Origin of the sequence: Streptomyces ureilyticus (assembly GCF_011045025.1) — a bacterium.
Classification (GTDB): Bacteria; Actinomycetota; Actinomycetes; order Streptomycetales; family Streptomycetaceae; genus Streptomyces; species Streptomyces ureilyticus.
The window spans coordinates 1-8066 of record NZ_JAAKZX010000324.1 but is presented as its reverse complement, the minus strand read 5'-3'; the positions used below and the strand labels follow the sequence as shown (position 1 = coordinate 8066).

General features: G+C 71.2%; 8 protein-coding genes. 2 read left to right on the top strand and 6 right to left on the bottom strand.

Annotated features, from left to right (window positions below; genetic code table 11):
• Positions 1-182 precede the first annotated feature (182 nt).
• The 5 genes from cseC to G6048_RS45430 all read right to left on the bottom strand — a co-directional run bounded on the left by cseC (position 183) and on the right by G6048_RS45430 (position 4926).
• The gene (gene cseC / locus G6048_RS45450; protein WP_165345481.1) at positions 183-1616 is read right to left on the bottom strand and encodes a two-component system sensor histidine kinase CseC; all 1434 of its coding nucleotides are present in this window, start codon (positions 1614-1616) and stop codon (positions 183-185) included.
• A gap of 7 nt (positions 1617-1623) precedes the next feature.
• Positions 1624-2340, bottom strand: a complete 717-nt coding sequence (cseB, locus tag G6048_RS45445; protein WP_165345480.1) for a two-component system response regulator CseB — start codon at positions 2338-2340, stop codon at positions 1624-1626.
• A gap of 124 nt (positions 2341-2464) precedes the next feature.
• Positions 2465-3127: a hypothetical protein gene (locus G6048_RS45440; protein ID WP_165345479.1), complete on the bottom strand. Its 663-nt coding sequence runs from the start codon at positions 3125-3127 to the stop codon at positions 2465-2467.
• Positions 3115-3666, bottom strand: coding sequence for a SigE family RNA polymerase sigma factor (locus G6048_RS45435; RefSeq protein ID WP_165345478.1), 552 nt, complete (start codon positions 3664-3666; stop codon positions 3115-3117). Before G6048_RS45435 ends, G6048_RS45440 begins: the two co-directional genes overlap by 13 nt.
• Positions 3667-4041: 375 nt before the next feature.
• Positions 4042-4926, bottom strand: a complete 885-nt coding sequence (locus G6048_RS45430; RefSeq protein WP_165345477.1) for an A/G-specific adenine glycosylase — start codon at positions 4924-4926, stop codon at positions 4042-4044.
• A 147-nt stretch (positions 4927-5073) separates the two neighbouring features.
• On the opposite strand from G6048_RS45430, the gene G6048_RS45425 reads away from it, so the two are divergent.
• Positions 5074-6630 (top strand): sensor histidine kinase, encoded by a 1557-nt coding sequence (locus G6048_RS45425; protein ID WP_165345476.1) that lies wholly within the window; start codon positions 5074-5076, stop codon positions 6628-6630.
• A 5-nt stretch (positions 6631-6635) separates the two neighbouring features.
• A complete protein-coding gene (locus tag G6048_RS45420) occupies positions 6636-7295 on the top strand; it encodes a response regulator transcription factor (protein ID WP_165345482.1) in 660 nt (219 codons plus the stop codon).
• 25 nt (positions 7296-7320) lie between these two features.
• Here the strand turns inward: G6048_RS45420 and G6048_RS45415 are convergent, their stop codons facing one another.
• Positions 7321-7923, bottom strand: coding sequence for a phosphatase PAP2 family protein (locus G6048_RS45415; protein ID WP_165345475.1), 603 nt, complete (start codon positions 7921-7923; stop codon positions 7321-7323).
• Positions 7924-8066: the final 143 nt, after the last annotated feature.

Genomic DNA, 8066 nt, shown 5'->3' with positions numbered 1-8066 from the left:
TCTGGGGGCACCTCCCAGCGGTAGCTGGGGGAGTTTGAGGAGCGGGGGTCCGGGGGCTGGCCCCCGAACGGGGTCCGGGGCGGAGCCCCGAAGGGGGTCTGGGGGCGCAGCCCCCAGCGGGGTCCAGGGGCGGAGCCCCTTGGTATGGGACGGGTAAGGGCGGCGGGGGCCCCACAGTCGCCCTACTCCGGCAGCATCGGATAGCTCCCCGTATTCGTCGGGGCGTGCTCCGGCAGCCACAGCACCGCCACCGCCCCCTCCGTGGGCATGTCCTCCGGCATGCCCACGGGGCGTACGTTGCGGAAGGTGAGCCGCGCGCCGAGTACGCGCGCCTGGCCTGCCGCGATGGTCAGGCCCAGGCCGTGGCCGTGGCCCGCCCGGTCCGTGCTCCCGGTGCGGAAGCGGCTCGGCCCGTCGGCGAGCAGTTCCTCGGGGAAGCCGGGCCCGTGGTCGCGTACGCGGATGACCCGGCCCTCCACCGTGACCTCGATGGGCGGCCTGCCGTGCTTGGCCGCGTTGACCAGCAGGTTGATGAGGACCCGCTCCAGACGGCGCGGGTCGGTGATGACCTGCGACTCGTGCACCACCCGCACCTTGATGTCCGCGTCCCGCGCCGCCACCCGCCGGGCCACGAACTCGCCGAGCGCGATCTCCTGCAACTCGGCCCGCTCGGAAGCGCTGTCCAGCCGCGCCACCTCCAGGACATCCTCGACGAGCGTACGCATCGCCTGCGCCCGGTCCCGTACGAGCTCCGTCGGCCGGCCCGGCGGCAGCAGCTCGGCCGCCGTGAGCAGCCCGGTCACCGGCGTACGCAGCTCGTGCGCGATATCGGCGGTCACCCGGCGCTCGGCCTCGATGCGCTGGCTGAGTGCGTCCGCCATCGCGTCCACCGCCCGCGCGAGGTCATCGGTCTCGTCGCGTACGACTCCGCCGATGGCGTCCCGCACCCGTACATCCGTCTCGCCCCGTGCGACCTGCCGGGCGGCCGTGGCCGCCTTGCGCAGCCGCCGCGAGAGCTGGCCGCCGATGAGGACGCCGAGCGCGCAGCCGCCGAAGACGACCGCGATCGAACCGATCAGCAGCACCTTGTCGAGGTCGCCCAGCACGAGGGCGCTGCGGTCGGCCATGTGCGTCGACATGATCCGGCCGTCCTTGAGCGGTACGGCGGCCCAGATGTCGGGCGCCCCGCCGGGGCTCTCCGCCACGTACGTCGCCCGTCGGCCTGCCGCGGCCTTGGCCAGCAGGTCCTTCGGCAGTTCCGGATCGTCGATCTTGATGCCGGGGAAGTTGGCCCGCCCGGAGGTCTCGTAGTTCCGCTGCGCGATCTGTACGCGTGTGTCCGCCAGATCACGCGCGTTGGAGAGCACCGAGTACCGGGCGGCGTTGTGCACGATCACACTCAGGGTGACGGCCATCAGCGCCCCGACCAGGGCGATCGCCGCGCTGAACTTCCACCTGACCCCCGTACGCAGCATCGGTCGTCGCGTGAACCTCCGAAGCCGTTCCGGACTGCGGTGTTCCGGATTCCCGCTCGGATTTCCGCCCGGACCGCTGCTCGGGCAGTTGCCCGGATTCCCGCCCGGCTTCACATGCGGACTCTTGCTCGTCCCCCGCATGATCCGGTCAGGCCTTCAACTTGTAGCCGAAACCGCGGACCGTCTCGATCCGGTCCTGGCCGATCTTCGTACGCAGCCGCTGCACATGGACGTCGACGACGCGGGTGTCGCCGCCCCAGCCGTAGTCCCACACGCGCTCGAGCAGCTTGTCGCGCGACAGGACCGTACCCGGCGCGGACGAGAACTCCAGGAGCAGCCGCATCTCGGTGGGTGTCAGCGCCACCGGCTCACCGCCCCTGCGGACCTCCATGCCCTCTGTGTCGATCTCCAGATCGCCGTCGCCGAACGACAGCACACCGCCGTCGACGGACGAGGAACTCTCCGACTCGGCGGCGGCCCGGTGCCCGCTCGCGTGCCCGAAGCGCCGCAGCACCGCGCGGAGACGGGCGACCAGGACGGCCCCGTCGAAAGGCTTGGTGACGTAGTCGTCGGCGCCCGCCTCCAGGCCCAGTACGACATCGATGGAGTCGGCGCGGGCCGACAGCATGATCACCGGGACCGTGGACTCGTCACGGATCCGGCGGCACAGCGAGACGCCGTCCAGGCCCGGCACCATCACATCGAGGAGCGCGATGTCGGGCCGGTCCGCGCGGAACGCCTCCAGGCCGGCCAGCCCGTCGGGTGCGGCGGTGACCACGAAGCCGTCGCGCTCCAGCGCGAGCTGGGTGGCCTCGCGGATGACGTCGTCGTCCTCGACGAACAGGACGTGGGTCTGCTCTGCCATCCGGTGCTCTCAGTTCTCCGTCGGTCGAGTGTCGGTCAGGCTCAGGGGCACGGTCAGTTCTCGGGCCAGGGTCAGTTGTCGGTCAGAGGGCAGGTGCCAGTCAAGGTCAGACGCTCTATCGACGTCAGTCCTCGGCCGGGGACGGCGTCTCGCTGCCCGTCACCTTGCTGTAGTCGCTGTGATTGCGGTCCTGCTCCATGAAGCGGCCCGCGATCCAGCTGTACGTGATCACTTCCTCGCCGGACGGAAACTCCACCGGGTCGCCCTTCTCGTACACCTGCTGGGTGACCACCAGGTCGCCCCGGTCGATCTCCGCGTAGACCGGAGGCTCCTCGGCCTTGAAGACGTTCTCGTACTCGCCACCCTGCCCGCGATACACATACGAGCCGACTCCGACCGCGTCGCCGCAGGTCAGCACGTTGACCACCAGGTCGTCCGCGGAGCCGCCCGTCAGTTTGCCGTACGACACGTCGACCGGGTACTCGTCGGCGACACACGGCTGCAGATCACGCTTGACCGCCGCACTGACCTCCGGGTCGGCCTTGAGGAGCTGGACCGCGTCCACGCTCGGCTCGGCCGAGGACTGCGAGGGGGCGGGCGTGACGGCGCCCACCGACACCGAGTCGGAACGGGCCGGGCCCTCATCACGGGCGCCGGTGCCGCCACTCGCGCAGGCGGATACCAAAAGGCCGAGGGCGGCGATCACGGCCACTGCCGTGATCGCCGCCTTCAGGGCCCCGCGGGCCCGTGGGGGCTCCGTGCCGGGGCCTGTGTCTAGGCCGCGCAACGCTCCCGCTCCTTACCCGCCTTGCCCGGTACGAACGCGCGCCCCTCAAAGCCGCGGCTCTCCAGCTCCTCGCGGAGCCGGGCCAGGGCACGGTGCAGCGTGCTCTTGACCGTTCCGGCCGACATGCCGAGGGCGGCGGCCGTCTCTTCCGTGGACATCTGCTCCCAGTGTCGCAGCACCACGACACTGCGCTGCTTCGGAGCCAGCACTTTCAGGATGTCCATCAGCAGCGCGCGGTCCGCGTGCTGCTCGGTCGAGTCGTCCACGCTCGCGTCCGGCAGCGCCTCGGTGGGGACCTCCTCCAGCTTGCGGGCCCGCCACCACTCCGTACGCGTGTTGATCATGACGCGGCGCAGGTAGGCGTCGGCGAGACGCTTGTCGGATATGCCGTCCCAGCGGCCGTACGTCCGTACCAGCGCCGTCTGCAGCAGGTCCTGCGCGTCGATCGGGTCCGGCACCAGCCGGCGGGCACTGCGCAGCAGCGCGTCCTGCCTGGTGCGTACGTACTCTTCGAACTCGAGCACCTCGCCGTGCGCCATGTCCAACCGCCTCCGATCCCCGTTTCCGACCCGCCTGCTGTCGGCTGTTCGCTGCTTCGCGTGCCGCTGGTTCGCGGTACGGCAATGAAGCTACGGAGGGCTTGTCACGGGGTTGTCCGAGCAAGCCTGCGGCGAGCGCTCGGCTGTCCGTCGGTTGTGTAACGGAAGTAGGGCGGGAGTAAAGAGCTGTGGGGGATGGGGCGGGGTTGGGCGGATTTGCCTGCGGGGTTGGTGTCGGTTGGCTGTCAGCGGGCTGTGATGCGCTCTCCGGAACTTGTGGGTCAGCTGTGGGAGAGGCGTACCTGCCGGGCGGGGGAGACAGTTGGCCGAAACATGCCGAGAGCTGCCGAGACACTCGGTACCTGTTGGTGCCTGTCAGGTGAGCGGGAGTCGGTACAGGCCGCCCGGGAGGGGTTCGACCAGGCCGTCCGCGACCAGGCCGTCCAGGGCGCGGGCGCGCTGCACCGGCTCGTTCCAGACGCGGTCGAGGACCGGCTGCGGGACCGGCCCGACCGCCTCGCGCAGCACCGCGAGGAGCCGGCCGCGTACCTGGCGGTCCGTTCCCGCGTACGTCTGACCGCGACGCGGCGGGCCCTCGTGCGCGGGCTTCCCGGCCAGGCGCCAGGCGCACTGGGCCGCGATCGGGCACCGTTCGCAGCTCTCGTTCTTCGCCGTGCAGATCAGTGCGCCGAGTTCCATGGAGGCGGCGGCCCAGCGCGAGGCCGTGTGCTCGTCCTCGGGCAACAGGGCGCGGGCGAGCTTGCGTTCGGCGGCGGTGGTGGCGTTCGGGGGGTACTGCACGCCGGTGACGGCTCGCGCGAGCACGCGGCGCACGTTGGTGTCGAGGACGGCGTGACGTTGCCCGTACGCGAACGAGGCCACGGCCGCGGCCGTGTACTCGCCGATGCCTGGCAGGGCGAGCAGCTTCGCGTGATCCGTGGGTACGTCCCCGCCGTGGCGTTCCGCTATGGCCGCGGCGGCTCCGTGCAGCCGTAGCGCGCGCCGCGGGTAACCGAGGCGTCCCCAGGCGCGGACGGCCTCGCCCGGCGACTCCTCGGCGAGGTCGGCGGGTCGGGGCCAGCGGGTGAGCCACTGCTCGTACACCGGCAGCACGCGGTTCACCGGCGTCTGCTGCAGCATGAACTCGCTGACCATGACACCCCAGGGGCCGGCTTCGGGGCGCCGCCAGGGGAGGTCGCGAGCGTTCTCTTCGAACCAGTGGATGACGGGGGTGTGGAGGGTTTCGGTGGGCGCAGTCATGACGCCACCGATCCTGCCACGTACCTCCGGCGGTTGGGCGGAATGGGGTCGTGGCGGGTTGGGTTCGTTGTCGGCTGCCCCCTGCGGCGCGAACCCCTGACGATCGACAGGGGCGGCAGCCCTGCGCCCGCTTGTAGCGTCGGCGCAATGGAACGTCGTCGGAGGAGGGCCACAGAAGCCCTGCTGTGGGCGGCCCTGGCCCTGCCGGTGGCCACAGTCGACCGCATCGGCCTGAACGAGCCCCGCACCACGGCGGAGCAACTCGCCGGCATCGCAACCCTCGCCGCGGCCGTAGCGGCACAGCGCAGACACCCGCTCACGGCCTTCGCCGCAACCGCAGCCCTCAGCCTCGCCTCAGACCCCGCCCTGCTCACCCTGGCGTACGGCCCAGCCCTCGCCACCTTCGCCCTCCTCCTCGGCCTGCACGCACAACAAACCCGCCCCGCCCTGACGGCATTCGGCGCGATCGGCGTCATCGGCACGCTCCAGATCGCGGTACGGGGAGTAGACCCGTCCGCCCAGTGGCTCGTACTCATCGCCACGTTGCACTTCGGCGTCGTGTTCCCCTGGCTCGGCGGCCGCTACTGGCGCCAGAGCCGCGAACAACTGGAGCGTGAGCAACGGACCGCCGAGGACCGGGCGCGACTGCGCGAACGGGCCCGTATCGCCCAGGACATGCACGACTCCCTCGGCCACGAACTGAGCCTGATCGCCCTGCGTGCCGGCGCCCTCCAACTCGCCCCCGACCTCACGGAGCACCACCGCGAGGCCGCCGCCGACCTCCGCGAGGCCGCCTCCGACGCCACGGAACGGCTCCACCGCATCATCGGCCTCCTGAGGGAGGAGTACGACGGTCCGGTCTCGCTGACCCCGGTCGGCGAGACCGTCGAGGAACTCGTGGCCCGCACGGCGGAGTCGGGCCTCCGGGTGCGCTGGGAGGCGACGGGGTCTGCCGATACGTACTCGCTGCTCGTCGAGCGGATCGTCCACCGCGTCGTCCGCGAGTCCCTGACCAACGCCGCCCGGCACGCCCCCGGCGCGGCAGTCACCGTCGCGATGCGGCGAGAGGCCGACGGCACGGAGGTGAGTGTGGTCAACAAGGCGGCGGCTACGGAAGCGGGTTCGTCGTCCGGGGGATCGGGGCTGCTGGGGCTGCGAACGATGGTCGAGGGTGTCGGAGGCCGGTTCGAGGCGGGGCCGTACGGGGAGGGCTTCCGGGTCAGGGCGTACGTACCTGCCGCATCGGTCGCTCTCGTCGCCTCGGGTGAGGAGGCCGCCGAGCACCGCCCACCGAGCCCGCCCGGCGCCCCCTCCCTGCATGCCCGGCGCCGCGTGGTCTTGTCCCTCGCGGGTGCCGTCGCCGTCGGAGCCGTGATCCTCGGCGGAGCCCTCGCCTGGTACGCGTACACGAAGACCCACTCCGTCCTGAAGCCCGGCGACTACGCCGAACTGCGCCTCGGAACCCCGCTCAACGAGGCCGGACGACTACTGCCCGACCGCACGGTGAGCGACCCACCGGTGGAGCGCGCCCCCGCCGCTCCGAAGGGGGCCGACTGCCGCTACTACCGCGCGAGCGGCCAACTCTTCGTCTCCGTCGAGCACTTCAGGCTCTGCTTCGACGACAGGGAGCGACTGGTCGCCAAGGACGTGGTTCCCAGAGGCGATACGGCCGGACAGGGGCCTGATGAGGAGGAAGACGGGTGAGTGCGGTGATCCGCGTACTCCTGGCCGACGACGAGGCGATGGTCCGCGCCGGCGTGAAGGCGATCCTCGATGCCGGAGGCGGGGGCGGCATCGAGGTCGTCGCGGAGGCCGCCGACGGACGCGAAGCCGTCGCGCTGACGCAGGCGCACCGTCCCGACGTGGCGCTGCTCGACATCCGGATGCCACGCCTGGACGGGCTCGCGGCCGCCGAGGAGATCGTACGGACCGTGCCGGGAACGGCGGTTGCGATCCTGACGACCTTCTCGGAGGACGCGTACGTGGCCCGGGCGCTGGGCGGCGGTGCCACGGGATTCCTGTTGAAGTCGGGTGATCCGCACGAACTCCTCGCGGGGGTGCGGGCAGTCGCGGACGGTGCCGCGTTCCTCTCGCCGAAGGTGGCCCGGCACGTGATCGACGGTTTCGGCGCCGGGCGCAGGCTGAGTCGCGAGGCCGCCGCCCGTGAACGCGTCGCGCCGCTCACCCCACGCGAACGCGAAGTCCTCGGCCTGCTCGGAGCCGGCCTCTCGAACCCCGAGATCGCCGCCCGCCTGCACCTTGTGGAGGGCACGGTGAAGGCGTACGTGAGCGCGATCCTCGACCGGTTGGAGGTCAGAAACCGCGTCCAGGCGGCGATCGTTGCGTACGAGGCGGGCTTGGCCGAGTAGTGGAGAGTCGTCGGGACAAGTGACGTCACTTCAGATTCGACGGACCCGCGAACCACCGCACCGCCCCCGCCGCCGATCCCCGCATCGCCTCCGCCACCCGTGCCGCCGGACGCGTAGTCAGGCGTACGAAGCTGAAGGCGACGAGTGCGCCGAGGGCCAGGCCCGCCACCGTGTCGTGCGGGTAGTGCACGCCTACGAACACCCGCGAGAAGGCCATGAGCAGGGCCATCGGTGCCGTCAGCCACAAGATGCCGCGCCAGGTCAGCGCCAGCGCCACTGTCGCGGCACCCGCGATCGTGGCGTGGTTGCTGGGGAAGGACCAGTCGCCGTGTGGTGGGCAATCGATGAGTGGGGTGGCCGCGTCGGCAACGGCCCGGCACGGGCGTTCCTCGTCCACGACGGACTTGAGTAACTCGCTGCACACATAAGCCACAGCCGTGGCCAGAGGCGCAAGCACCGCGACAGCGAACAGGCCCGTTTCGCCCCGCCGCCGACGCCACCAGGCGACGACGAAGAGGACGCCGTAGAGCAGCAGTCCGGCCTCTGTCCCTGTCTCGGCCAGGTGTCGTACCCAAGTCGGGCTGTCGTGGGCGGCGTCGCTGATCTCTAGGTAAAGGTCGGAGTCCATGACCACGGACGGTATTCAGGCGTCGTACGTCGTCACACCCAGCGATCGTCCGGACCGGAACCTGACGAAAGACAGGGTGCGGGCGGCGCAGGACGCCCCGTGGCACCAGGTCCGCCTCCTGCTGCGCCTGCACCGCTACGCCC